Source organism: Mycobacterium sp. NPDC003449, assembly GCF_053588415.1.
Genome location: NZ_JBSFPX010000101.1, coordinates 1 through 24,830 on the forward strand (window position 1 = coordinate 1; position 24,830 = coordinate 24,830).

The window sequence follows — 24,830 nt, forward strand, 5'->3', positions numbered from 1 at the left end:
ACGCCAGCATCCCCGGCGCGGGAAACGCATTGGGGGCACTTCTCGCCACCGGTATCTTCATGGTGATCACCGCCGTCACCACCCGCGAAGAACTCATCGGGTGGGCATGGCGCATCCCGTTTCTGCTGAGCTTCGTCCTCGGTGTCGTCGCTGTGCTGATCAGGCTCAAGGTCGGCGAAACCCCCGAATTCGAGGCCGCCAAACGATCGGCCGCACCGCAGCGGGCGACACTGCGCGAGCTGTTGCGCACCGCCCGCAGCAAGGTTCCGTTCGCGATGCTGGCGAGCATCGGTCCAAACGTCGCAAGCTACCTTCCGTCGGTCTACGCGCTCTCCTACCTGACAACCGTGGTCGGCGCACCCGCGTGGATCGGCCTCACCGGTGTGTTGATCGGCAACGCCCTCAAGCTCGTCACCATCCCGCTCGCGGGCCGTCTCTCCGACATGTACGGCAGACGCCCGGTCTTTCTCGCGGGCGCGATCGGCGCCGCGATACTCATCTACCCGTTCTTCTTCGTCCTCGACACGGGATCGCCGATCCTCATCTGGCTCGGCTTCGTCTTCCTGTTCTCCGTGTGCAACGGCCTGATGCTTTCCGCCCAGTCCGCCTTCATGTCAGAACTGTTCGACGTTCGACTGCGCTACACCGGCGTGACGTTCAGCAGGGAGATCACCGGTGCCCTGATCGGCGGCACGTTGCCGTTCGTCGCGGCGGCCTTGACCGACAGCGCCGGCGGAGGGCCCGCGCTGGTATCGATGTATCTGATCGTGCTCTGCCTGCTGGCAGCGTTCGGAATGTATCGCCTGCCCGAGACCCGAACAACCGACACCGACGTCACCGCCGGGGCGGCGGACCATCAACAACGATCTCCTCACCCGGCTCCGGATTCAGCACGGTAAGCGACTGGCCCGCAGCGTATTCGACGAGTTGGGCCACGGCGTCGCGCTCCTCGACGTACTCGGGCGGCTGGTGCACGCCGAAGTGGATGGGCAGAACCGTGTAGGCCCCGAGGATCACCGCCGCGCGGACCGCCTGCGCGGGGGTGAGCACGGCGGGGACCAGGCTCGGTGGCCGCAGGTGCGGTGCCTGCACCACTGCCCCGTTGATCGGCAGCACCGCAACGTCGATGGGACCGAGGCGCCGCGCGATGAGCCACCAGGAGCCGTGGAAGATCGTGTCGCCGCCGTGCAGGATCCGTTGTCCGTCCACGTCGACGACCCAGTTCAGCTGAGGATCGCCAAGTCCGTCGACGGCCGGGACGGCGGTCACGGTGAACGGACCGAGTTCGACGTGCTGCCACTCGGCGGCGACGCGCACGTCGAGGCCGGTCGCCGAAAGCCGTTCCTCGTTGGGTTCGGTGAACGCCGCCTCGTCCGCGGTACCGGCGAACGGCGGTGGCCGCAGCACGATCCCGCCTGGGCCGACGGCCGACTCGATCGCGGCGACGTCACAGTGGTCCTCGTGCAGATGGGTGACCAGCGCGGCGACGGCGGGTTTCGAGTGAGCGGCGTACGCACCGTTCGGCACGGTGCTGGTGAGTAGCGGGAAGTCGCGCACATAGTCCACCACCAGGGCGTGGCCGTCGGCGATGACCTCGATACCGGCCCAGCCGAGCCGTCGGATCCGCATCCCGTCAACCCTTTTGGGAGGAAGGCAGGTCGGTCAGGGCCGCCGCCGGCCGCCCGCCCAGCCTCGGCACGGTGTCGGTGACGTCGGCCAGGAACCCTCCGCGGACGGCGGCGCCGAACGATGTCAGGAGATCGGCAAGGTCGGCGGGCAGACCGGATGCGCGCAGGCCCGCGGCGTAGGTGTCGTCATCGACGTGTACGACCTCGACGTGGTCGCCGGCCAGGGCACCCAGGTCGCGTACGGTCACCGCGTCGGGACCGGTGACATCGTAGGCGCGATCGGTATCGAAGGCCCCGCTGAGGACGCCGACCGCGACGGCCGCGCAATCCGCACGCGTGACGTAGGCGGCGGCACCGTCGCCTGCGTTGGTGATCAGTTGGCCCGTGGCCGCGGCCTGCTCGATCACCGGCAGCTGCATCTCGGCATACACGTTGTTACGCAACGCCGTCCAGTGCAGGCCCGATGAGCGCAAGGCGTCCTCGGTCGCGCGTGGTCGACGGCGACCAGGGCGGGGTTCTCGGGTCCCGGGCGCGGGACCGAGGTGTAGGCGACGTGGGACACCCCGGCGCGCTGGGCGGCCTCGATCGCCGCGAGGTGGCCGGCGACCCGGCCGCCGACATTGTCGGCCGAGATGATCAGCAGCCGGTCGACGCCGTCGAATGCGTCGAGCAGCGTGGCGGGGTCGTCGAAGTCCGCGTGCCGGACCAGGGCGCCGCGACGGGTGAACCCGGCCAGCGCGTCCGGGTTGCGTGTGGTCAGGACGACGTCGGCCGGGTCGAAGAGGTTCAACAGATCGTCGGCCACCAGCCGTCCGAGGGCGCCCGTGACTCCCACCCGCATACCCACACTCCTTATCGCAATCAGTCTGGTTACGAATTAGAACGTAATCGGACTGATTGCGATATGTCAAACTGGACCCATGCCCGCTCCGATCAGCACCCAGTTCGCCGTCGCCGTCCACGTGCTGACCTACCTCGCGAGCGTGCCCTGCGGGACCCCCGTCGGCTCGCCCGAACTCTCGGGCAGTGTGAACACCAGCCCGGAATATATTCGGCGCGTGATGATTCCGCTACGCGCGGCGGGAATCGTGAGCTCGACCGCGGGCAAGAACGGCGGCTGGCTGCTGCAGCGCGACCCGTCGACGCTCACCCTGGCCGAGGTGTGGCGGTTGGTGCACGCCGACGAACCCACGATGGGTATCCACGACCCCAACCCGTCGTGCACCGTCGGACGGTCAATTTCCCAGGCGCTCGCCGATATCGAGCGCGACGTCGCCGACGCCGTCGCCGACCGGCTGGGCGCCACGACCATCGAACGGCTCCTGGAGTCGGCTCAGGTGTTCAGGTCGTGACCCGCATTTCGGCGCCCGGATGCGAGCTGAGCGTGACGACCACGGTTCCAGGCCCGGTCTGGAACGTGGTGTTGGCGTAGCCGATGAAGCCGTAGTGCGGGTCGATCGTCGATACGGAGTGGATGTCTCCGCTGCCTGACTGGCCGGTGTCCAGGTTGGTCCACTTGGCGGTCACGGTGAGCGCGCAGGAACCGTCGTACACGCCGGCGTCGTAGCGGATCACGGCCCGGACGCCCTTCTCGACCCGATCACCGACCTGCACCGGCGTCACCTGCGCTTCGGCACTGACGGTGCCGCCACAGGTCGGCGAGGCAACCACCGGAACCTTGTCGAGTTGGGCGTAGGACTCGGCGTGGGCCGTTGCCGCCCACAGCCACGGGGCAGCCAGGGCGACGGTGACCGCGCCGACAAGTCGCAGCAGGTTCATACCCCGGTTATCGGCACCCACCGGGTTGACGTTAGCCGATCAGCCCACCGACACGATGTCGGCCGCACCCCTGCGCGCACCGTCCGCGGTCTCGTCGTCGGGCATGGTCTGGCTCTCCCGCTCGGCGGCGACCCGCGCCAGGTAATGCTCGACCTCGCGGGACTTGTGCTCGTCGGACCAGCCCAGCAGCGGTGCCATCAGGTCGGCGACCTCCCGGCACGAATCGGTACCGCGGTCGAAGGTCTCGATCGAGATCCGGGTCCGGCGGCACAGCACGTCGTCGAGATGCAGTGCACCCTCGTGGGTGGTGCCGTAGACCACCTCGGCGCGAAGGTAATCGTCGGCGGCGGGCAGCGGGACACCCAGTGCCGGGTCGTCGCGGATGAGCGCCAGCACCTCGCCGATCATCGAGCCGTACCGGTTCAGCAGATGAGCGATCCGTGTTTCGTTCAGCCCCGAATCGGCGGCCAGTTGGTGGCGGGCGTTCCACAGCGCGTGGTAACCGTCGGCGCCCAGCAGCGGCACGTCCTGCGTCATACAGCTCGGGATCCGGCGGTCGAAGGCCTGGCCCAATCCGTGCACGGCCTCGTCGACCGCGTCCTTGGCCATCACCCGGTAGGTGGTGTATTTGCCGCCCGCGATGACCACAAGGCCGGGGACGCTGTGGCCGACGGCGTGTTCGCGCGACAACGTGGACGTGTCGGCGGACTCACCCGCGAGCAGCGGGCGCAGGCCCGCGTAGACCCCTTCGACGTCGGCTTCGGTCAGCGGTGCCCGCAGCACGGAGTTGACCTGGTCGAGCAGGTAACGGATGTCCTTCTGGCTGGCGGCGGGATGGGCCTTGTCCAGCGACCATTCGGTATCGGTCGTGCCGATGATCCAGTGCCGGCCCCACGGGATGACGAACAGGACGGATCTGTCGGTCCGCAGGATGATCCCGGTGGAGGACCGAATCCGGTCGCGCGGCACGACGAGGTGGATGCCCTTGCTGGCCCGGACGTGGAACTGCCCGCGCTCGTTGGCCATCCCCTGGGTGTCGTCGGTCCACACACCGGTGGCGTTGATCACCTGGCGCGCCCGCACGGTGTAGGTGCGATCGGATTCCGCATCGGCGACGCGGGCCCCGGTGACCCGTTCACCCTCCCGCAGCAGGTCGACCACCCGGGTGCGGGTGGCGATCCGCGCGCCGTAGGCGGCCGCGGTACGCGCGATGGTCATGGTGTGCCTGGCGTCGTCGACCTGGGCGTCGTGGTACTGCAGGGCGCCGACGAGTGCATCCCTGCTCAGCGACGGCGCCGCGCGCAGCGCACCGCGGCGGGTCAGGTGCCGGTGCACGGGGATTGCGGATCCATGGCCGGACGCCTTCGACATCGCGTCATACAGCGCGAGCCCGGCACCGGTGTAGATCCGCTCCCATCCCCGGTGCTTGACGGGGTAGAGGAACTTCACCGGTTTGACCAGGTGCGGGGCCAGCTTCTCGAGCATGAGCCCGCGCTCGGAGAGCGCCTCGGCGACCAACCGGAAGTCCAGCATCTCCAGGTAGCGCAAGCCGCCGTGGATCAGCTTGCTGGACCGGCTGGACGTGCCCGAGGCCAGATCGCGGGCCTCGACCAGCCCGACCTTCAGGCCCCGGGTGGCGGCGTCGAGCGCGGCGCCCGCACCGACGACTCCCCCGCCGATGACCAGGATGTCCAACGGGTCGCCCGCCAGGTCCGCGAGTGCGGCCTGACGGGTGGACGGTGAAAGCGCGACCGCCTCCATGTGGTTACCGTGTCCTCTGCTCGTATCCGATTGGTGCGCTGACGGTTACGTGGGTCAACTGACGTCGACCCAGTCCAGGGTGCGCTTGACGGCCTTGTGCCACTGGGCGTACCCCGTCTCCCGCTGTTCGTCGGACCAGGTCGGCTGCCACCGCTTGTCTTCGAGCCAGTTCTTGCGCAGTTCGTCGGTGTCCTTCCAGAAGCCCACCGCCAGTCCGGCGGCGTAAGCCGCCCCCAGTGCGGTGGTTTCGGCGACCACGGGCTTGACCACGTCGACGCCGAGCACGTCGGCCTGGATCTGCATGCACAGGTCGTTGGCGGTGATTCCGCCGTCGACCTTGAGGACTTCGAGGTGCACACCGGAGTCGGCCGCCATCGCGTCGACCACGTCTCGGCTCTGGTAGCAGATCGCTTCCAGCGTCGCCCGCGCGACGTGCGCGTTGGTGTTGAACCGGGACAGCCCGACGATCGCGCCGCGCGCGTCCGAACGCCAGTACGGTGCGAACAGACCGGAGAAGGCCGGCACGAAGTAGACGCCGCCGTTGTCGTCGACCTGCCGGGCCAATGTCTCGGATTGCGCTGCGCCGCTGATGATCCCCAACTGGTCACGCAGCCACTGCACGGCCGACCCGGTGACGGCGATCGACCCTTCAAGGGCGTACACCGGGTCGGCGTCGCCGAATCGGTAGGCCACGGTGGTGAGCAGACCGGCCTTGGAGCGCACGATCTCGGTGCCGGTGTTGAGCAGCATGAAATTGCCTGTGCCATAGGTGTTCTTGGCTTCCCCAGGCGCGAAGCACACCTGGCCGACGGTGGCCGCCTGCTGGTCGCCGAGCGCCCCGGTGAGCGGCACCTCACCCCCGAGCGGCCCGCCGGCCAGGGTGAGTCCGTACGGTTCGGGCGACGACGAGGGCACGATCTCCGGCAGCATCTGCCGGGGAATCCCGAACAGCGCCAGCAGATCGTCGTCCCAGTCCAGCGTCTCCAGGTTCATCAGCATGGTGCGGCTGGCGTTGGTGACGTCGGTGACGTGTACACCCCCGTTGGTCCCGCCGGTGAGATGCCACAGCAGCCAGCTGTCGGTATTGCCGAACAGCGCCTCACCGCGTTCGGCGGCCGCACGCACGCCGTCGATGTTGTCGAGGATCCATTGGATCTTGCCGCCGGAGAAGTAGGTGGCCGGTGGCAGGCCGGCCTTGTGCCGAATGGTCTCGCCGTGCCCGTTGGCTTCGAGTGTGCTCGCGATGCGGTCGGTGCGGGTGTCCTGCCACACGATGGCGTTGTAGTAGGGCCGGCCGGTGCGCTTGTTCCACACGACCGTGGTCTCGCGCTGATTGGTGATACCGAGGGCAGCCAGGTCACTGCTGACCAGTCCTTGCTTGCCCAACGCGGTCTGGATGACCGATGACGTGCGTTCCCAGATCTCGACGGGGTTGTGCTCGACCCATCCCGCCTTGGGCAGGATCTGCTCATGTTCGAGTTGGTGTTGGGCGATGACGTTGCCGCCGTGGTCGAAAACCATGAAGCGGGTGCTGGTGGTTCCCTGGTCGACGGAACCGACGAAATCGGGCATGGGGTCTCCTGGTGGGGCGGGTGGTCTGGGACGGGAGGGTCAGCTGTTGGCCATCTCGGTGGGCTCGGCAACACCGATTTCGTGCGGCGACTCCACCGCGGCGGGCAGGTAGCGTTCGATGCCGAAGACGAACAGCGCGCCCCCGACCAGGCCGCCGATCAGCGGGGCGATGATGGGCACCCAGAAGTACAGTTCGGGGCCGTTGGCCGAGAACATCGCGTCGCTGTAGCCGGTGAGCCAGGACGCCAGTCGCGGCCCGAAATCGCGCGCCGGGTTGATCGCGTATCCGGCGTTGGTGCCCCATGCCATGCCGATCCCCACCACCAGCAGCCCGATGATGAGCGGCGCCATATTGGCCAGCGGCGGGTTGTTCACCGCGTTGGTCACCGCGAAGATGACGATCACCAGGATCGCGGTGCCGACCACCTGGTCGGCGAAGGCCGTCCCGATCGACACACCGGTGCCCGGTGACGTCGAGAAGATGCCCTGGGTGGCGCGGGTCAGGCCGGGGTCGGCGGCGACGATCTGGTCGGCGTAGACGAACCTGACGATCAACGCCCCGACGAAGGCGCCGGCGAATTGAGCGCCAATGAACGGAATCACCTTGCGCCGCTCGAAGCCTTTGAACACCGTCAGCGCCACGGTCACGGCGGGGTTGAGGTGGGCCCCGCTGAGCCTGCCCGCGACGAAGACGGCCATCGCGACGCCGAACCCCCATCCCCAGGCGATCGAGTTGTGGTCACCGCCACTCACGGAATCCGGGAATCCACCGGCCACCACCTGAGCGACAACGCCGCAGCCGAACAGGATCAGTATCGCGGTTCCGAGGAACTCGGCCGACAGTTCGCCAACCAGGGGGTACTTGGTCCGCGGCGGTGATGTCATCGTTCACTTCCTTGTGTGATGGCCGGCTTCGGCGCTCGCTGTGAGACGTTGCGAAGCTATGCGGGAATGTGACGCACATCAATCGTCGTTGTTTGACAATGCCGAACGCTGCGCCTGTGATATTCGTCCCGTAGCGTCGCGGATTGTTGAGGAGTGCGCCGAATGCCGGGATCCATCCAATCGATCGAACGCGCCGCTGCCGTACTGGATTTGGTTGAGCAAAGCGACCGACCACTGCCACTGCGCATGATCGCGCAAGACCTGCAACTGTCCAAGGCCACGGTTCACGGCATCGTGCGCACCCTGGTCGACCTGGAGTATCTGGAGCAGGATCCCGACACCGGAAGCTACGGTCCCGGGCCGAGGGCGTCTTCGCACGAGACCGTCGAGCTGGACGGCAACGACCTGCGCTCGACCTCGATGGCCTGGGCCGACACCCTGGCCGCGGCGACCGGTTTCGAGGTGCTGATGACGTTGCTGCATGATCAGGAGGCCGAAGTCGTCCACCATGTGTTCCGGCCGGACGACAGTCCCCAGACGCTGCGGGTGGGCGAACGGCTTCCGTTGCACGCCACGGGTTGCGGCAAACTTGTGCTGGCCTATTCGCCACGCCGGGAACGGATTCTGCGCAACCTCCGGCTGGAACGCTTCACCCGCCGGACCTCGTTGAGCCGTCCCCGGCTGGCCGACGAGGTCGAACGGGTCCGACGGACCGGTGTCGCGGTCGCCGACGGCGAGTTCGACCCGGATCTGGCCGATGTGGCGGTGCCGATCCACGGCCGGAGCCGTTCGAGTGTCGCGGCCATGGCGGTACTCGGGCCGCCGGAATCTCTGCTCACCCGGGACGGATCGCCGGACCCGGACATCCTCACCGAGCTTCGGCGCGCGGCCACCGCGGTGACCCGCGCCCTGGAGCCGTCACGGTGACCGAACAACGTGTGGTCGCGGCGATCGACCTGGGCACCACGTCGGCGCGCTGCATGCTGTTCGACCACCGCGGCCGCATGGTCGCGATCGCTCAACGCGAACAGCGGCAGTCCTTCCCGCGGCCAGGCTGGGCCGAGCAGGACGCGCTGGAACTGTGGCGTAATGTGCGCCGGATCGTGCCGGAAGCACTCCGGCTGGCGGGGCTGGACGAGTCCAACGTGGTCGCGGTCGGGATCGCCAACCAGCGCGAGACCACCGTCGTGTGGGACCGGCGCACCGGACAACCACTGGCGCCGGCGATCACCTGGCAGGACACCAGGACCGGTCCGGTGGTCGACCAGATCACGCCGGAGGCCGAGGCGGTCCGGCGGATCGCCGGATTCAAGCCGGCCACCTACTTCGCCGCGCCGCGGTTGCGTTGGCTGCTCGACAACGTCCGGGGGCTCGAGGCGCGGGCCCGCACCGGCGAGGCGTTGTTCGGCACCCTCGAATCGTGGCTGGTCTGGAACCTCACCGGTGGGCCGGGACACGGGATCCATGTCACCGATGTGACCAACGCGAGCCGGACATTGCTCATGGACCTGCGCTCGCTGCAGTGGAGCTCCAAACTGCTCGGGCTGCTGGATATTCCGGAGGCGATGATGCCCCGGATCGTGTCCAACAGCGAGGTGTACGCCCACTGCACGAGTGTGCTGCCGGGCGTCCCCATCGCGGCGGCCATCGGCGATCAGCAGGCCGCGCTGTTCGGTCAGATGTGCTTCGCCCCCGGCGATGCCAAATGTACCTACGGCACCGGCGCGTTCCTGCTGATGAACGTCGGCACCTCGATCGTCGATTCCCCTCACGGCCTGTTGCCGACCGTGGCCTTCGCGGCGCCCGGCACCGACCCGATGTATGCCCTGGAAGGACCGATCGCGGTCGCCGGTTCACTGGTCCGGTGGTTCCGGGACTCGCTGGGCGTCATCGCCACCGCACCACAGATCGAAACACTGGCTCGCACGGTCGACGACAACGGCGGCTGCTACATCGTCCCGGCCTTCTCCGGGCTGCTTGCACCGCATTGGGATTCGGAGGCCAGAGGCATCTTCGTCGGACTGACGTCCTACATCAACAAGGGCCACCTGGCCCGGGCCGTGCTGGAAGCCACCGCTTGGCAGACCTGGGAGGTGGTCAACGCGATGACGATCGACTCCGGGGTGCCGCTGGCCCGGCTCGCCGTCGACGGCGGTATGACCTCCAATCATCTGCTGATGCAGTTCAACGCCGACGTCCTCAACGTCCCGGTGGTGCGACCGTTCGTCTCGGAGACGGTGTCGCTGGGCGCCGCGTACGCAGCGGGGCTCGCCGTCGGTTACTGGCCGGACGTCGCCGCGCTGCGGGCAAACCGCCACGTGGCCGCGGCCTGGTACCCGAAAATGGATGCCCGGGTGCGCAGACGCGAGGCCGCGGGCTGGACCGCGGCGGTGGCACGCGCGCTTACCCCCACCGAAACCACCCACGGCCGACCGGGTTTGGCGTGACCGTGACGTTGGGTAACGGTCGCAGGTCTGCGGCCATATCGACTTTTCCTCTCGTCGTTTTCAGGTCAGTTCCCGCCCTCGCGTTTCGGGGCTCAGCAGTGTGGTGACCAGCCCGATGGCGACCGAGACGATCGCATACCCGGCGAACACCCATTCCAGATCGCGCTCGGCAAGCCAGGTGGCGATGTAGGGAGCGGTGCCACCGAAGATCGCGACGGTGAACGAGTACGGCACACCGATCCCCGACGCGCGGACGGCGGTGGGAAAGAGCTCGGCGAAGTAGGCGGGCATGACGCCGACGGAGGCGCCGAGGAAGAACAGGGCGATCGACATCACCACGAACAGGCGGATCGGGGAGTCGTTGATCGCGGCCAGCAGCGGGAACGACAGGACGATGAACGCGACCGAGTACGTGATGAGGATCGGTCGGCGTCCATAGCGGTCGGAAAGCTTGCCCCACAGCGGAAGTGTCGCCATGAAGACGAGGTTCGCGGCGAGGGCCGCCCACAGTGCCTGGCTGGCGGGAACGCCACGTGTGCTGATGGCGAAACCGGTGACCCCGATGGCCCAGGTGTTGTACACGATGGTGATCGCGAGGGTAAGGCCGATCATCCGTGCCAGGTTGGCCTTGTTACCGCTCAACCCGCGCAGCAGCTCTTTCGTCGAGGTCGGCTGCGGCGCCACGTCCGTACCGGTGGAGTCCGATTCGACGAGGAAGGCTTCGGTTTCGGGAAGCGTGCGACGCAGGTAGAGCCCTACGAAGCCGAGCGCCCCGCCGAGCAGGAACGGCAGCCGCCATCCCCACTCGTGCATGGCCTCGGCGCCGGCGGAGGAGCTGGCGGCGGCTCCGATCAGCGTGGCCAGGACGACGCCCGCGGTCACCGAGACGTACATGCTGGTTGCCCAGAGTCCGCGCCGGGCGCGCGGGGCGATTTCGGCGATGTAGGTGTAGGACGCCGCGATCTCACCGCCGTGGGCCAGGCCCTGGGCGAGGCGCGCGACGACCAGGATTACCGCGGCCCACACTCCGACCTGGGCGTCGACGGGGGCGATTCCGATCATCAGGCTGCCGGCCGCCATCAACATCATGCAGGCGGTCATCGAGAACCGGCGCCCGTATCGGTCGGCCAGCCAGCCGAAGAGGAAACCGCCGACCGGCCGCATCAGGAATCCGACGGCGAATACCGCTAGCGTCGACAGCAGTGCGCCGGTGGCACCGTCGTCGACGAAGAACTGGGTGGCGAAGAACGGCGCAAAGATGGCGTAGACGCTCCAGTCGTACCATTCGAGCGCGTTGCCGATGCCCGCGCCCAACAGGGTGCGCATGGTTGACGGTGGCGGGGTTTCGCGATCGCCGGATACCTCGCCGAGTGGTTGGTTGAGAGTGGGCATCGCTGCTCCTTCGGGCAGGTGGGACCGACACCGCGACGGTCGCCCGGTGTACGTATGAAGGTGTGTCAAGCCGGCGGTTGGTGGCCGAGTTCGGCGGCCCGCTCGACGGCGCGGACCGCGTTGACGTATCCGGTGCATCGGCACAGGTTGCCGCTCAGGGTGTCTCGTATCTGTGCGGCCGACGGTGTGGGATCGCGGTCGAGAAGATCGGTCGCCGACAGCAGCATGCCGGGCAGGCAGAATCCGCACTGAAAGGCGAACTCCTCCATGAAGGCTCGCTGGACCGCGCTGGGTTCGTCACCGTCGGCAAGTCCCGCGATCGTCCGCACCCGCGCGCCGTCGACCCGCCCCGCCAACATGAGACACGTTTTCACGCATCGTCCGTCCACCATGGCCGTACACGCGCCGCAGTCGCCGTTGCGGCAACCGGCCCGCACTTCTGTCCGGCCGAGTTCCTCCCGCAGCAGGTCGAGCAGCGTCAGATCGGCGGCCACCGTGAGCCGTGCGTCCGCGCCGTCGACATGCAGGTCGATGGTGACGGTGTCGACGCCCACGAACTCCTCACTCACCGTCGATGTCCCGTCGTTCCAGGGCCGTACGCACGGCGCGCACCGCGACTTCTGGGGCAATGCGCCGCCGGTACGCCCAGTCTGCGCGCAGGTCCGACCAGCGGCGCGCGACCGGCAGGCGGTCCAGTTGATCGACGACCGCGGCCCGCACACCGTCGCAGTCTCCGTCGATCATGGCCTCTGTCAGTGGTATTCGTAGCGGCACGGCGGCGACGCCACCGAGTACGACGCACCCTGGAACGATTGCCCCGGCGGTGACCACCGGCCACGACGATTCGGCAGCCTTCACCTTGATGTAGCCGGATCGACCGGGTTGCGGGGCGATGTGCACCGCCGATACGAATTCGGCTGGGGCCAGGTCGGTTTTCTGTGCGTCATGCAGAAATGCCGAGGCGGCCACCGTGCGCGTTCCCGCCGTCGAGGTGATCACCACGTCGGCGTCGAGCGCGACCAGCGCGGCCGGGATGTCGGACTGCGGCCGCGCCGCACACAGTGCCCCGATGATCGTGCCCTGATTGCGGATCTGAATGCCGCCGGTGATGCCTGCGCAGAGACGGTGCAGCAGGGGAAACCGACGGCGGACGTCGGCGGACTCCAGCAGCTGCTGATAGCAGACCAGGGCGCCGAGGCGAAGGGAGCCGTCGTCCACGGCGACGCCGTCAAGCCCGGCTCGCCCGAGGTCGACGACTTCGGTGGCGACGATGTCGCCGCGTACCAGTGCCGGCACGGTCAACGTGCCCCCGCCGATCAGGACGGGGTCGCGCCCAGTGGCCACGATGCGCGCCAAGCTGTCGGCGACGGCGTGTTCATCGCGGGGCAACGTGGTGCGGAAAGTGCTCATGTGCCCGCGCCCTGTTCGGGTATCAGCGCCAGCACCGCCGGCGGTGGCAGCGGAACCGCGGTCACCACGCCGGTGGCGCCTGCGATGCGAGACAGGGCGTCATCGACGGCGTTGGCGACCGCGGCGAGGGCTCCCCCCACCCCGGCCTCGCCCGCGCCCTTCGCGCCGAGCAGAGTGTCCGGAGCCGGCGTCTCGTGGTGCCCGATCACGAAGTCGGGCAGATCATTCGCCCGCGGCAGCAGGTACTCCTTGAAGGAGGGCGTCGTCGATGTTCCCGCAGTGTCGAAGCGGCTGTTCTCGAACAGCGCGAGGCCCACGCCCATGGCGATCGCACCTTGCAGCTGGCCTTCGACCAGGACCGGTTGCAGCACCCGCCCGCAGTCGTGAACCGCGGTGAGCGCGCACAGCGTGACCACGCCGGTCTGGGTGTCCACGTCGACCACCGCCACGTAGGCGCCGCTGGAGAAGTACGGATAGCTGTACTGGAATTCGGGATCGTCAGGCGGGGTGGGACGGTAGCTGCGGGTGTGCGACGGTAGCGCGCCGGGTCCGCGCCCGGCGGCCCGCGTGCACACCTCACCCAAACCCACCGGTACCCGGCCACCGGCGTGTGCGGCATCGCCGGCCAGCGACACGTCGTCGGGCGCCACGCCCATCATCTCGGCGGCGGTCCGACGTAGATCGGCGGCCACGTCCCGCGCCGCCAGCACCACCGCGGCTCCGCCGACGGCGGCTCCGCGGCTGCTGGCGTTTCCGGTACCGGGAGGGCACAATTCGGTGTCGCCCTGGATGACCGTGACGTTCGCGAGCGTGGTCCCCAGCACGTCGGCGGCCAGCCCGGCCAGCGCCGTGTCGTTTCCCCCACCGGGATTGGTGACACCGCTGAGCACCGTGACCCGGCCGTCCCGGTCGATGCGTACCGTCGCGGTTTCGGGAGCCGCGACGGCAGGGGCAGCCCCCGCGGTCAACCGGCCCGATACGTGCCCACCCCCTTCCGGGGTGATCTCGAAGGCGATGCCCACCCCGCGGCGCAGCGGGCCGATGGTCGTCGAGGCCACCTTTTGTGCGCTCGAGTAGCCTGCGAGATCGAGCGCCCGATCTAACACCGTGTGGAAATCGCCGCTGTCGATCCGATAGCCGGACGGCATCCGGTACGGGAAGTGGCTACGCCGCAGCAGGTTACGATGCCTTACGGTAGCCGGATCGAGACGTAGCCGCCGCGCGACGAGGTCCATCACGCGCTCCATCACAAAGATGGGCGCCTCCTTGCCGAATCCCCGGCAGGAATGCCATGGCGGCAAATTCGTGGCCACGACGCGGGACCGGACATCGACGTGGGCGATGTCATAGGCCGTGGGCAGGGTCGCCGCGCTGACATAGGCCTGCCGCCAGCCGGGCGACACCGATCGTGCGCCGACCGGTACCACCATGTCGTCGCGGAACGCACCGATCCGGCCGTCGTCGTCGAATCCGACGCGCACCCGGTGGATCTGTTCGCGGCCACCGCCGAGGAAACACTCCGCGCGTGACTCGATCCATTTCACCGGGCGCTCACAGAGCATGCTCATCAGGCACACCAGTGGCTCTTCGACCTGGCCGGTCATCTTCAACCCGAAGGCACCACCGACGTGCGGAACGATCACCCGGATCGCGTCGGTGCTCAGGCCGAGGACTTCGGCGAGTTCGGCGCGCAGCTGAAACGGCTGCTGATGCGATGCGTGGACCGTCAGCCGTCCGGCCGCGGGATCCCACGTCGCGAGGTAGCCGCGGGTCTCCAGTGGCGCCGTGGTGCTGCGGCCCACCGCGAACTCGGTTTCGAGTACGTGTGGAGCGGCTCGAAGTGCTTCCTCCGGTGTGCCGCTGGTGAACTGGTTGTCGGCCACGATATGCGCACGGTCGTCTTCCGAGAGCTCGTCGCGGCCGAGGAACCTGCGCGGGTCCCCGGTAACCGGCAGATCCTCGTACTCCACCGCCACCATCGCCGCGCCGGCCCTGGCCGCTCGCGGGTTCTCCGCCGCGACGACGGCGATGGGTTCGCCGACGTAGCGCACCTCGTCCACGGGCAGCGCCTGCAGCAGGACGTGTTGCGCTCCAAGCCGTTCGGGTGCTCCGAACTGGTAAGGCAAGGTGGCGAGATGCCGTTCGGCCTCGCGCCCGTCGAGCACACGGACCACGTCGGCACCGGTGCGTGCGGCCGTCGCGTCGACCCGGACGAGGCGGGCGTGGGCACGGGTGCTGCGCACCACCGCCATATGCAGCAGCCCCTCGGGTCGCATATCGTCGACGAATGCGACTCGGCCCGACACGAATTCGAGGGCATCGCGCTTGGGCCACATTCTCGCGGTGGTGGTCGCGGTGTTCATCGCTCTCCTCGTCGAGATCGATAGGGCTGATGACCGGGAACGGGCGGCTCTCACCCCTTCATGCGGGCGATGCCCTCCAGAGCCAGGCCGTAGCCGAGCAGGCCGTGCATGCGCTGGCGCAGGTCTTCGGTGAGTACGGTTCGGCTGTAGCGGCGCACCAGGCGTGGTTGTTCAAGGAGGGTGGCGGCCAGCTCGCGCGCGCGGCCCAACAGGTCCGGGCGCGGCAGCACTTCGTTGACCAGGCCGATCTCTCGCGCCTCGGTGGCCGATAGTTTCTGCCCGGTGAGCAGGAAGTACCTCGCGCGGGTGGGACCCATCAGCAGTGGCATCACGATGTGCATGCCGTCGCCCGGCACCATTCCACCGGGAAAGTGCGCCGTGTCCTGGAAATAGGTGTCCTCGGTGGCCAGCACGATGTCGGATACCAGCGGGATCTCGGCGTGCCGAACGGCGGGACCGTTGATGGCGGCGATGACCGGCGCCTCGATCGAGAGCAGATTGGGCAGCAGATGCTTGCCCTCCCATTGGATGGGGTCGTAGGTCTCCGGGGTCATGATCTTGCGGTTCGGATGCTGTCCCGGAGCGATGGCCGGGCCGCTGAACATATCGCCGGTGCCGGTCATGATGATGACGTCGTTCTCGCGGTCGCGTCCGATCTCAAGAAATGCGTCTTCGAACTCGTTGTGTGCCAACAAACTCCACTGCAGCGGCCCGCCGTCGGAGTGGAAGTGCAGTTCCAGGACACCGTCCGTGCGGTGCATGCGGATCGTCGTGTACCGATCCTTGTAGGAGTCGAACGACGTCGGTTCGCGATCCAGCCGGGTCATGGCGGTCACGTGGTCGGCGGTACTGGTCATCGGTGTGCTCCGTTCGTGTCGTCGAAGATGGCCACGGCGCGGGTCCAGCCGGCTGATGCGGCATGGATCTTCACCGGAAAACAGGCGATGGTGAAGCCGTGGTCGGGTAGTTCGTCCAGGTGGCGCAGTTTCTCGATCTGGCAGTAGCCGGTGCGGCGGCCCGCCTTGTGTCCCTCCCAGATGATCGATGCATCGTGTTCGCGGGCATAGCGTTCGGCGACGAACGAGAAGGGGGCATCCCAACTCCATGCGTCCGTGCCGACGACCCGCACGCCGCGGTCGCACAACCACAGGGTCGCCTCGCGACCCACGCCGCACCCGCTCTGGGCATATTCGGGTGTACCGAACTTCTCGCCCGCCGACGTGTTGACCACCACAATGTCCAGCGGCTGCACCTGGTAACCGATGCGGTCGAACTCCTGCTCGAGATCGGCGGCGGTGACGACGTAGCCGTCGGCGAGATGGCGGAAGTCCAGTTTCACCGCCGGCCGCAGGAACCAGTCCAGCGGCATCTCGTCGATCGTCGGTGGCCGACTTCCGTCCTCCATCATCGACGAGTAGTGCCACGGCGCGTCGACGTGCGTTCCATTGTGGGTGGACAGGTGCACGGTTTCGAGCGCGAACGCCTCGGCGTTCGGCAGTTCCTCGGGCTGAAGGCCGTCATATCGGCGCTGCAGCATGGGAAGCGTGTCTTGATGGCTGGTGTACTCGATGGAGAATTCGTACCCCGGTGGATCGGCCGGGACGTCGTTCTGCAATGACATCGAGATGTCGACGAATCGGGGCACCGATGACTCCCTTCACATTCCGCTGTGACGCAGTCCTGGCTGGTCACTCGCTGTGTCGCAAGCTACCAACGCCTCAAAGAGAGCGTCAATCGTTTGATATCAAGGGTGCGGTCCTGGTCGTCCATCTGGATGCCGGTCGCGCGCACCGCCGCCGGGTCAAGCCTCGGGGTAGGCGGCCGTCGAATCGCGCCGCACGATGTGCGGCTCGTCGGGGACCGTCACGCGCCGCGGACGGTCGCCCTCGATCAGGCCCAGGGCGAGGTCGACGGCCTCCGCACCGAGCCGCTCCGCGGGCAACCAGACCGTGGTCAACGGAGGAACGAGGTAGTTGGCCAGATCGTCGTCGTGCAGGGACACAACCGAAAGTTGTGCCGGCACTGCGATACCGCGTTGATGCAGCGCGGCCAGTGCCCCGACCGCCATCGGGAATGTCGCCGCCACGATCGCAGTCGGCCGGGACCGGCGTTCGAGCACTCTCATCGTCGCATCAAATCCGGCCGCGCGGTCGCGTTCGGGCATCTCGACGGTCGTCGCCGCCACGCCCAGCTTCGCGCACTCGTCGGTGAAGCCACGGCGCCGCCGGACCATGGTGTCGAGGGTCCGCGGCCCCAGGATCGCGCAGATCCGACGGTGCCCCAGATCGGTGAGATGCCGCACGGCGACCGCCGCCGCATCCGCGTCGCGCAGCACCACACTCGCCGAAACCCCGCGGACCTGCCGATTCACCAGCACCAATGACTGTGGCAGCTGTTTCACCAGCCGACGCAACGCATCGTCCTCAATGCGGCCCGACGACACCAACAGCGCGTCGACGCTGCCGCGCATGAGCATGTCCGAGATGGTCTCGTGCGGGTCACCGGCGGCGTGTGTCCCCAGGACCAGGCCGTAACCGTACTCGTTGGCGCGCGTCTCGACGCCGTGGGCGATGGCCGAGTACACCGGGCTCGAAAAGCCGGGCAGCAACAGGCCCAATGTCATCGTGCGATTGCTGCGCAGACCACGCGCGGAGGCATTGGCACGGTAGCCGATTTCGTGGGCCGCACGGCGGATGCGCTCCCGCGTCTCCGACGAGGCGAAGCCGCGCAGGTCGTTGCGAAGGACCCGCGACACCAGACTCGGATCGACGCCGGCGATGCGCGCGACGTCAGCCAGCGTCGGCCGCTGTCGCTCCCGTCCGCCCGCCACAACCGCTCCCAAGATCGGCGATCAACACTGCGCGCAGCCTAGTCCGTACGCCGGCCGCCGCATCCCGCCGCGAATAAAAAACGCCACGGCCACGGCGGCCATGGCTACGCTGTTAACAGCAGTCACATTGGTAACATCGGGCGATGCACGAATCGCCCGAGACTGCTCGGCGCCCGGTTTCGCGGCGTGATGCGCTGCGCTACGCCGCGGCCATGTCGACGCTGGCCGGGCTGGGTGCGGCAGCAGCCGGTACCGGCCTGCCCACGGCGTCGGCCGCCGCTCCCACGCTGATCGACTTCGCCGCGCGCCAGATTCCGGCCCAGGACATCCGGGCCGCCGGCCACGCTGGGGTGATCAACTACGTCTCGACGTCGCGTCCCGGCTCGTCCTTCGGCGCCAAGCCGATCACCCTGCCCTACGCCCGGTCGCTGACCGCGGCCGGGCTGATAATCGTCAGCAACTTCCAGTACGGCAAACCGGGCGGGACCGCGCCGTCGGACTTCACCCGCGGGTACGCGGGCGGGGTCGCCGATGCGCGGACCGCCTGGCAGCTCCACAGCGCGGCGGGCGGCGGCCAGAGCGCCCCGGTCTTCTTCAGCGTGGACGACGACATCGACCGCAACACCTGGAATACCACGGCGCTGCCGTGGTTTCGCGGGATCAACTCGGTGCTCGGGGTGCAGCGCACCGGCATCTACGCGGGCATCAACCCGTGCCAGTGGGCCGCCGCCGATGGCGTCATCGGCAGGTCGAGCACGCCCGGCCGGGTCTGGGCCTGGCAGACCCGATCCTGGTCCGGCGGCCAGGTCCACCCCGCCGCGGTTCTATACCAGCGGATCGTGAGCACCGCATCGAATCCGGGCCCGCTGGTCGGAGGACTCGAAGTCGACGTCAACGACGTCCTCGCCCAGGACTGCGGCCAGTGGAACAAACATCCCTAGGATGCCCGGCACGCACGGTCGGTAGAACTGACGCCGGCCGCCCTCCCGGCCAGGCCCACCCGGCGATGTCGGGCGGGCGGTCTACGATTCCTCCGGCACCCGCCGCCCCGCCCTGAAAGGACGCGCAGTGAGCTACACCGCCGCCGACATCACCGAGCTCGACGATGTCCAGCACACACGCCTGCGGCCGGCGGTGAACCTGGGACTCGACGTGCTCAACACCGCCATGCGTGAGCTGGTGGACAACGCCATCGAAGAGGTCGCCGATCCCGACCACGGCGGATCGACCGTGACGATCACCCTGCACGCCGACGGCTCGGTCAGCGTCGCCGACGACGGCCGCGGTCTGCCGGTCGATTCCGACCCGGTGAACGGCAAGAACGGCATCGTCAAGACGCTCGGTACCGCGCGGGCGGGCGGCAAGTTCTCCGCACACGGCGACGCGGCCGCCACCGGCGCCGGGCTGAACGGAATCGGCGCCGCGGCAGCGGTGTTCATCTCCGCACGTACCGATGTGACGGTGCGCCGGGCCGGCAAGACCTATCTGCAGTGCTTCGGCCGCGGCTACCCCGGCTCGTTCGACGGTAAGGAATTCGACCCGGACGCCCCGTTCACCCGCGCCGACACCCAGAAGCTGCGCGGCTCGGGTAACCGTAAACCGGACGCGCACGGCACCACGGTGCGCATCCTGTTCGACACCGCCGTGGTGCCGGATTCCAGCATGGACATCAACGAGGTGCTGCTGCGGGCGCACGCCGCGGCCCGGATGTCACCGGGTGTGCACCTCACCGTCGTCGACGAGGGCTGGCCCGGCGCGGAGATCCGGCCCGAGTTGACCGAGCCGTTCAGCGGCCCATGGGGCACCGACACCCTGCTGGACCTCATGTGTGCGGCCGCCGACACGCCCGCACCCGGTGTTCGGGCCGTCGTGGAGGGCCGCGGTGAATACACCACCGGCCGCGGCCCGACACCGTTTCGCTGGTCGTTGACCGCGGGCCCGGCCGAACCGGCCACCGTCGCCGCGTTCTGCAACACCGTGCGTACGCCGGGCGGCGGATCCCATCTGACGGCCGCCGTGAAGGGGCTTTCGGAGGCCCTGGCCGATCGCGCTTCGCGCATCCGCGACCTGGGCCTGGCCAAGGGCGAGGACGGTCCCGAGGCCCAGGACTTCGCCGCGGTCACGGCGCTGGCCGTGGACACCCGCGCACCCGACGTCGCGTGGGACTCCCAGGCCAAGACCGCGGTGTCCTCACGGTCGCTGAACGTGGCGATGGCCCCGGATGTGGCCCGCAGCGTCACCGTCTGGGCGGCCAATCCCGGCAACGCCGACACCGTCACGCTGTGGACCAAACTGGCGCTGGAGTCCGCCAGGGCGCGGCGGAGCGCGGAAGGCGCGAAGGCCAGGTCCCGGGCGGCGTCGAAAGCCAAGGGGCTCGGCACGAATCTGTCGCTGCCACCGAAGCTGCTGCCCAGCCGGGAGACCGGACGAGGCTCCGGTGCCGAGCTGTTCCTGTGCGAGGGCGATTCGGCGCTGGGCACCATCAAAGCGGCGCGGGACGCCATGTTCCAGGCGGCCTTCCCGCTGAAAGGCAAGCCGCCCAACGTCTACGGATTTACCCTGACCAAGGCACGGGTCAAAGACGAGTTCGACTCGATCGAGCGGATCCTGGGTTGCGGGTTACGGGAGAACTGCGACCCGGAATTGTGCCGCTACGACCGGATCCTGTTCGCCTCCGACGCCGACCCCGACGGCGGCAACATCAACTCCAGCCTGATCTCGATGTTCCTGGACTTCTACCGTCCACTCGTCGAAGCCGGGATGGTCTATGTAACCCTGCCCCCGCTGTTCGTGGTCAAGGACGGCCAGCAACGGATCTACTGCCAGGACGAGTCGGAGCGCGATGCCGCCGTGGCCCAGATGCGCGCCGGCTCCAAGCGCAAGGTGGAGGTGCAGCGCAACAAGGGCCTCGGCGAGATGGACGCCGACGACTTCTGGAACACCGTGCTGGATCCGCAGCGGCGCACGGTGATTCGGGTGAGCCTCGATGACAGTGAAGCCAAGCTGCACCACATTCTGTTCGGTGGGCCGCCCGAGGGCAGGCGCACGTGGATGGCCGATATCGCCGCCCGCGTCGACACCGCGGCACTGGATTTGACGTAGGGACGTAGGAGTACGACGTGACCGCCACCCTGACCGTTCCCGAGCAGAACCCCGATCTGGTACTCGACCAGAGCGCCGACGAGTACTGGAACCACTACCAGCTGACGTTCGCGCTCTACAGCGTGAGCGACCGCGCCATCCCGTCGGCCTTCGACGGGCTCAAGCCGGGCCAGCGACGCCTGCTGTACCAGATGCACGATTCGAAGCTGCTGCCCGGCAACAAGCCTCAGAAGTCCTCGAAGGTGTGCTCGGCCGTCACCGGCAACCTGCATCCCCACGGCGGCGCGTCGATGTACGGCGCGGCGGCGCTGATGGCGGCGGAGTTCCAGCGCGTCAAGGTCATCGACGGGCAAGGCGCGTTCCCGCGCATCCAGGGTGACATTCCCGCAGCCGACCGCTACACCGAGATGCGGTTGTCGGCGCCGGGCGCGGCGCTGACCGCCGAACTCGACGATCACGCGGTGCCGATGGTGCCCACATTCGACGGCGAGTGGATCGAGCCGACGGTGCTGCCGGCCCGCTGGCCGGTGTTGCTCTGCGACGGCGCGGTCGGCATCGCCGAAGGCTGGGCCACCAAGGTGCCCGCCCACAATCCCCGCGAGATCATGGCGGCCTGCCGGGCGCTGCTGAAGACCCCGAACATGACCGACGACCGGTTGGCCAAACTCATACCCGGTCCCGACTGGGGATGCGGGGCCACCGTGGTCGGCACCGCCGGCCTGCGGGAATACCTCACCACCGGCCGCGGTGCGTTCACCGTGCGCGGCACGCTGACCGTCGACGGCAAGAACGTCGTCATCACCGAGCTGCCGCCGGGTGTCGCGAGTGGCACGGTGCAGGACCGTATTCGCACGCTGGTCGAATCCGGGGAACTGCCCGGCGTGGCCGATATGTCAGATCTGACCGACCGGCGCAACGGGCTACGGATCGTGGTGACCGCCAAACGCGGCCACAAGGCCGAGGATATCCGTGAGCAGCTGCTTGCCCTGACCCCGCTGGAGTCGACGTTCGCCGCCAGCCTGGTCGCGCTCGACGAGGACCGGGTGCCACGCTGGTGGTCGGTGCGTGAACTGATCGGCGCCTTTCTGCATCTGCGCGATGCGGTGGTGTTGCGCCGCAGCGAGTACCGGCTGGACAAGGTCACCGCGCGCAGGCATCTGGTGACCGGCTTGATGAAGATCCACCTCGACATCGATGCCGCCGTCGCGGTGATCCGTGGATCCGACACCGTCGCCGAAGCCCGCGAAGGATTGCAGGAGCGGTTCGCGATCGACGCCGAACAGGCGGATTATGTTCTGGGGCTTCAGCTTCGGCGGTTGACCAAGCTCGACGTGATCGAACTGCGGGCCGAGGCCGAGAAGCTGGACGCCGAACTCGCCGAGCTCACCGAGTTAGTGTCCAGCCCGGATGCACGCCGAGTGGTGATCGACAAGGAGCTGGTGGAGACCGCCAAACTGTTCAAAGGCCCCGAATTCGACCGTCGCACCGTGCTCGACGTCGAGGCCAGCCCGGTGGCGTCCGGTTCCGACGAGGACGGCCCCCGTGAGCGCAAGGTGAACGCCGCCTGGCGACTCGACGACCGCGGTGTGTTCTCCGACAGCCATGGCGAGCTGCTCACGTCAGGTCTGGGATGGGCGGTGTGGACCGACGGGCGGGTCAAGTTCACGACCGGCAACGGCCTGCCCTACCGGATCCGCGATATCCCGGTGGCGCCCGACATCACCGGGCTGCTGGCGTCCGGGGTGATTCCGCTCGGCTACCACCTGGCGTTAGTGACGCGGCGCGGGAAGGTGCTGCGCATCGACCCCGCGGCGGTCAATCCGCAGGGCGCGGCCGGTAACGGGGTGGCCGGTGTGAAGCTGGGCTCCGGCGATCCGATGGACACGGTGATCGCGGCGCTGCCGCTGACCTGTGAGAACGGCGAGGCCATTCTGTCGATCTCGGAAAAGGGCTGGAAGGTAACCGAAGTCGCCGACATCCCGGTGAAGGGCCGTGGCGGCGTCGGTGTCGGATTTCACCCGTTCACCAGAGGTGAGGAAGCGCTGCTGTCGGCGACGGTGTCGACGACCGGGTTCGTCCGCGGCAAGCGGGCGGTGCGTGCCGAGAACCGCGCGAAGGCTTCGGTCAAGGGCTCGGGCGGCGACGTGACACCCGCGCCGTAGCGTCGCGGCCCGGACGCCGGAGACGGTTCCGGTTACACCTTCCGGTCGAGCAGCTGATGAGCGAACGTGTCGAGGAGCCAGTTGCGAAAGCGCTTCTGACTCCAGCCGCGCCCCTCGACGAGCGCGTAGTGCATGCCCGGATCGTTGTATATCCAGATGAGGTCGCGCGCGGTCGCGGTCGTCAGTCCTTTACGGAGCCCTCGCTTACGCTTGAGCAGGGTGGCGATGATGTTCGCACCCTCGAGGCGCTGCTGGCAGATGTCGGTCCACAGTTGATGGACTTCGGAGTCCACTCCCGCGGCCGAACGCACCACCTCGTACATGCGCGATACGCGCAGCACGGCGTCACTGAGCACGTCGACGTATCCCTCGACGATCTCGGCGGGATCGGTCATCGCGAACAACCTCTGCACCTGCGGCCGCTCCGCCAGCGGAACCTGCCGGTCGTCCCCGACGATTGCCCGGTCGTAGGCGGTCTTCAGCAACCACGGCTTGCCGCCGGCCGCGGTGAAGACGGTCGAGCGGCCGACCCCGGCCGTTTCGGCGATGAGGTCGATCGACGTCGCGCCGTATCCGCGCTCGATGAACAAGGCGGTGGCGGTGTCGAGCACCAGTTGGCGGGTCGCGGCCGCCTGCTGGGCCCGCAGCTCGGACCGATAGGGATGCTTCCTCGCCGATTCGGGACTCATCAGACCTTCCATGCCTCCAGCGCACTGCGGACACCATGAGGATGCCATGTCTGATCTCGCGGTCGGGGCAGGCGCCGCCCTGATCAACCCCTCCCGGCTCCTAGGGCCATCTGCCGCCGACACCCTGCTCGAACGCCTTCCGGTGATCGTGCAGGAAATCATCGATGGACCGGGGTGGTCGTCCGGTGACGTCCTGGACACCACCGGCGATCCGCACGGCTCGGCCGGCCCGGTAATCGCCGTGCAACTGCGACATCCAATCGATGAGCCATTCGGGCAACCGGTCGCCGCGCAGCGTCTCACGCATCCGGGGCCACGGCACGTCCTCGTAGCACACCTCGCGACCGAGCAACCGGGAGATGCGAGCGGCGACCTGGGTGCGGCTCAGCGCCTCGGGCCCGGTGAGCTCGTAGGTCGCCCCCTCGTGACCGGCGGTGGTGAGGACACGGACGGCCACCTCGGCCACGTCGCGGGTATCGACGTAGCTGACCAGTGTCGCGCCCATCGAGGCGGAGATCTTGTTGTCCCGGTGTACCGACGCCGCCTGACGCAGGAAGTTCTGCATGAAATCGTTCGGCTCCAAGACGGTGTAGGGCAAGCCCGAGACCCGCAATCGCTCGACGACGCCGGCGTGTAGGCGGTGAAACCCCACGGCCGAGTCGGCGGTGGCATTGAGCGCCGACAACTTGACCACGCGTGGCCTCCCGGCTCGCACGGCCGACTCGATCACCGAGCGCTCGTGCTCAAGAAGCTGTGGCGTCGTGGGACTGAGCAAGAACACCGCCTCGGCCCCGTCGAGTGCGGCGTCCA

At 68.2% G+C, this 24,830-nt stretch carries 23 protein-coding genes; 7 read left to right on the top strand and 16 right to left on the bottom strand.

What is annotated here, in order from left to right:
• Positions 1-899, top strand: an 899-nt coding sequence (locus ACWDTP_RS23080; RefSeq protein ID WP_450024042.1) for an MFS transporter, incomplete at its 5' end; no start/stop codon positions are given.
• On the opposite strand, the gene ACWDTP_RS23085 is transcribed toward ACWDTP_RS23080, so the two are convergent.
• Genes ACWDTP_RS23085 through ACWDTP_RS23095 form a run of 3 tightly spaced genes read right to left on the bottom strand, consistent with a single transcriptional unit; the run spans position 835 to position 2,469 of the window.
• Positions 835-1,629, bottom strand: a complete 795-nt coding sequence (locus ACWDTP_RS23085) for an MBL fold metallo-hydrolase (protein WP_450024044.1) — start codon at positions 1,627-1,629, stop codon at positions 835-837. The two genes, ACWDTP_RS23080 and ACWDTP_RS23085, sit on opposite strands and share 65 nt — an antisense overlap.
• A gap of 4 nt (positions 1,630-1,633) precedes the next feature.
• Complete coding sequence (locus ACWDTP_RS23090; RefSeq protein WP_450024046.1) at positions 1,634-2,101, bottom strand: hypothetical protein; 468 nt, start codon at positions 2,099-2,101, stop codon at positions 1,634-1,636.
• On the bottom strand, positions 2,032-2,469 hold the full coding sequence (locus ACWDTP_RS23095) for an NAD(P)H-binding protein (RefSeq protein WP_450024048.1): 438 nt from the start codon (positions 2,467-2,469) through the stop codon (positions 2,032-2,034). Before ACWDTP_RS23095 ends, ACWDTP_RS23090 begins: the two co-directional genes overlap by 70 nt.
• Positions 2,470-2,548: 79 nt before the next feature.
• On the opposite strand from ACWDTP_RS23095, the gene ACWDTP_RS23100 reads away from it, so the two are divergent.
• Complete coding sequence (locus tag ACWDTP_RS23100) at positions 2,549-2,980, top strand: Rrf2 family transcriptional regulator (RefSeq protein WP_450024050.1); 432 nt, start codon at positions 2,549-2,551, stop codon at positions 2,978-2,980.
• Here the strand turns inward: ACWDTP_RS23100 and ACWDTP_RS23105 are convergent.
• The 4 genes from ACWDTP_RS23105 to ACWDTP_RS23120 are packed head-to-tail and all read right to left on the bottom strand — an operon-like array spanning position 2,970 to position 7,625.
• A complete protein-coding gene (locus tag ACWDTP_RS23105) occupies positions 2,970-3,407 on the bottom strand; it encodes a hypothetical protein (RefSeq protein WP_450024086.1) in 438 nt (145 codons plus the stop codon). The two genes, ACWDTP_RS23100 and ACWDTP_RS23105, sit on opposite strands and share 11 nt — an antisense overlap.
• A 39-nt stretch (positions 3,408-3,446) precedes the next feature.
• Complete coding sequence (locus ACWDTP_RS23110; protein ID WP_450024052.1) at positions 3,447-5,168, bottom strand: glycerol-3-phosphate dehydrogenase/oxidase; 1,722 nt, start codon at positions 5,166-5,168, stop codon at positions 3,447-3,449.
• Positions 5,169-5,222: 54 nt separating this feature from the next.
• Positions 5,223-6,740: a glycerol kinase GlpK gene (glpK, locus tag ACWDTP_RS23115; protein WP_450024054.1), complete on the bottom strand. Its 1,518-nt coding sequence runs from the start codon at positions 6,738-6,740 to the stop codon at positions 5,223-5,225.
• Positions 6,741-6,779: 39 nt separating this feature from the next.
• Complete coding sequence (locus ACWDTP_RS23120) at positions 6,780-7,625, bottom strand: MIP/aquaporin family protein (RefSeq protein WP_450024056.1); 846 nt, start codon at positions 7,623-7,625, stop codon at positions 6,780-6,782.
• 162 nt (positions 7,626-7,787) lie between these two features.
• Between ACWDTP_RS23120 and ACWDTP_RS23125 the strand changes: the two genes are divergently transcribed.
• Both ACWDTP_RS23125 and glpK (ACWDTP_RS23130) read left to right on the top strand, forming a co-directional pair.
• Positions 7,788-8,552 (top strand): IclR family transcriptional regulator, encoded by a 765-nt coding sequence (locus ACWDTP_RS23125; protein WP_450024058.1) that lies wholly within the window; start codon positions 7,788-7,790, stop codon positions 8,550-8,552.
• The gene (gene glpK, locus ACWDTP_RS23130; RefSeq protein WP_450024060.1) at positions 8,549-10,072 is read left to right on the top strand and encodes a glycerol kinase GlpK; all 1,524 of its coding nucleotides are present in this window, start codon (positions 8,549-8,551) and stop codon (positions 10,070-10,072) included. Before ACWDTP_RS23125 ends, glpK (ACWDTP_RS23130) begins: the two co-directional genes overlap by 4 nt.
• 60 nt (positions 10,073-10,132) lie before the next feature.
• Here glpK (ACWDTP_RS23130) and ACWDTP_RS23135 read toward each other — a convergent pair whose 3' ends face one another.
• The 7 genes from ACWDTP_RS23135 to ACWDTP_RS23165 all read right to left on the bottom strand — a co-directional run bounded on the left by ACWDTP_RS23135 (position 10,133) and on the right by ACWDTP_RS23165 (position 18,067).
• Complete coding sequence (locus ACWDTP_RS23135) at positions 10,133-11,464, bottom strand: MFS transporter (protein WP_450024062.1); 1,332 nt, start codon at positions 11,462-11,464, stop codon at positions 10,133-10,135.
• A 65-nt stretch (positions 11,465-11,529) separates the two neighbouring features.
• On the bottom strand, positions 11,530-12,033 hold the full coding sequence (locus ACWDTP_RS23140; RefSeq protein WP_450024064.1) for a (2Fe-2S)-binding protein: 504 nt from the start codon (positions 12,031-12,033) through the stop codon (positions 11,530-11,532).
• A complete protein-coding gene (locus ACWDTP_RS23145; protein ID WP_450024066.1) occupies positions 12,026-12,874 on the bottom strand; it encodes an FAD binding domain-containing protein in 849 nt (282 codons plus the stop codon). The genes ACWDTP_RS23140 and ACWDTP_RS23145 overlap by 8 nt, the downstream gene beginning before the upstream one ends.
• The gene (locus ACWDTP_RS23150) at positions 12,871-15,237 is read right to left on the bottom strand and encodes a xanthine dehydrogenase family protein molybdopterin-binding subunit (protein WP_450024068.1); all 2,367 of its coding nucleotides are present in this window, start codon (positions 15,235-15,237) and stop codon (positions 12,871-12,873) included. The genes ACWDTP_RS23145 and ACWDTP_RS23150 overlap by 4 nt, the downstream gene beginning before the upstream one ends.
• A 50-nt stretch (positions 15,238-15,287) precedes the next feature.
• A complete protein-coding gene (locus ACWDTP_RS23155) occupies positions 15,288-16,094 on the bottom strand; it encodes an enoyl-CoA hydratase/isomerase family protein (protein ID WP_450024070.1) in 807 nt (268 codons plus the stop codon).
• Positions 16,091-16,882 (bottom strand): cyclase family protein, encoded by a 792-nt coding sequence (locus tag ACWDTP_RS23160; protein WP_450024072.1) that lies wholly within the window; start codon positions 16,880-16,882, stop codon positions 16,091-16,093. Before ACWDTP_RS23160 ends, ACWDTP_RS23155 begins: the two co-directional genes overlap by 4 nt.
• A 156-nt stretch (positions 16,883-17,038) precedes the next feature.
• Positions 17,039-18,067, bottom strand: coding sequence for a LacI family DNA-binding transcriptional regulator (locus ACWDTP_RS23165; RefSeq protein ID WP_450024074.1), 1,029 nt, complete (start codon positions 18,065-18,067; stop codon positions 17,039-17,041).
• A gap of 143 nt (positions 18,068-18,210) precedes the next feature.
• Between ACWDTP_RS23165 and ACWDTP_RS23170 the strand changes: the two genes are divergently transcribed.
• From ACWDTP_RS23170 to ACWDTP_RS23180, 3 genes are all read left to right on the top strand, one after another.
• Positions 18,211-19,008: a DUF1906 domain-containing protein gene (locus tag ACWDTP_RS23170; RefSeq protein WP_450024076.1), complete on the top strand. Its 798-nt coding sequence runs from the start codon at positions 18,211-18,213 to the stop codon at positions 19,006-19,008.
• Between the two features lie 127 nt (positions 19,009-19,135).
• A complete protein-coding gene (locus ACWDTP_RS23175; protein ID WP_450024078.1) occupies positions 19,136-21,169 on the top strand; it encodes a toprim domain-containing protein in 2,034 nt (677 codons plus the stop codon).
• Between the two features lie 17 nt (positions 21,170-21,186).
• Positions 21,187-23,331: a DNA gyrase subunit A gene (locus ACWDTP_RS23180; RefSeq protein ID WP_450024080.1), complete on the top strand. Its 2,145-nt coding sequence runs from the start codon at positions 21,187-21,189 to the stop codon at positions 23,329-23,331.
• A 32-nt stretch (positions 23,332-23,363) separates the two neighbouring features.
• Here the strand turns inward: ACWDTP_RS23180 and ACWDTP_RS23185 are convergent, their stop codons facing one another.
• Together ACWDTP_RS23185 and ACWDTP_RS23190 are read right to left on the bottom strand one after the other, a co-directional pair.
• Positions 23,364-24,020, bottom strand: coding sequence for a TetR/AcrR family transcriptional regulator (locus tag ACWDTP_RS23185; RefSeq protein ID WP_450024082.1), 657 nt, complete (start codon positions 24,018-24,020; stop codon positions 23,364-23,366).
• 100 nt (positions 24,021-24,120) lie between these two features.
• On the bottom strand, positions 24,121-24,830 hold a 710-nt coding region (locus ACWDTP_RS23190), incomplete at its 5' end, for an NmrA family NAD(P)-binding protein (RefSeq protein WP_450024084.1).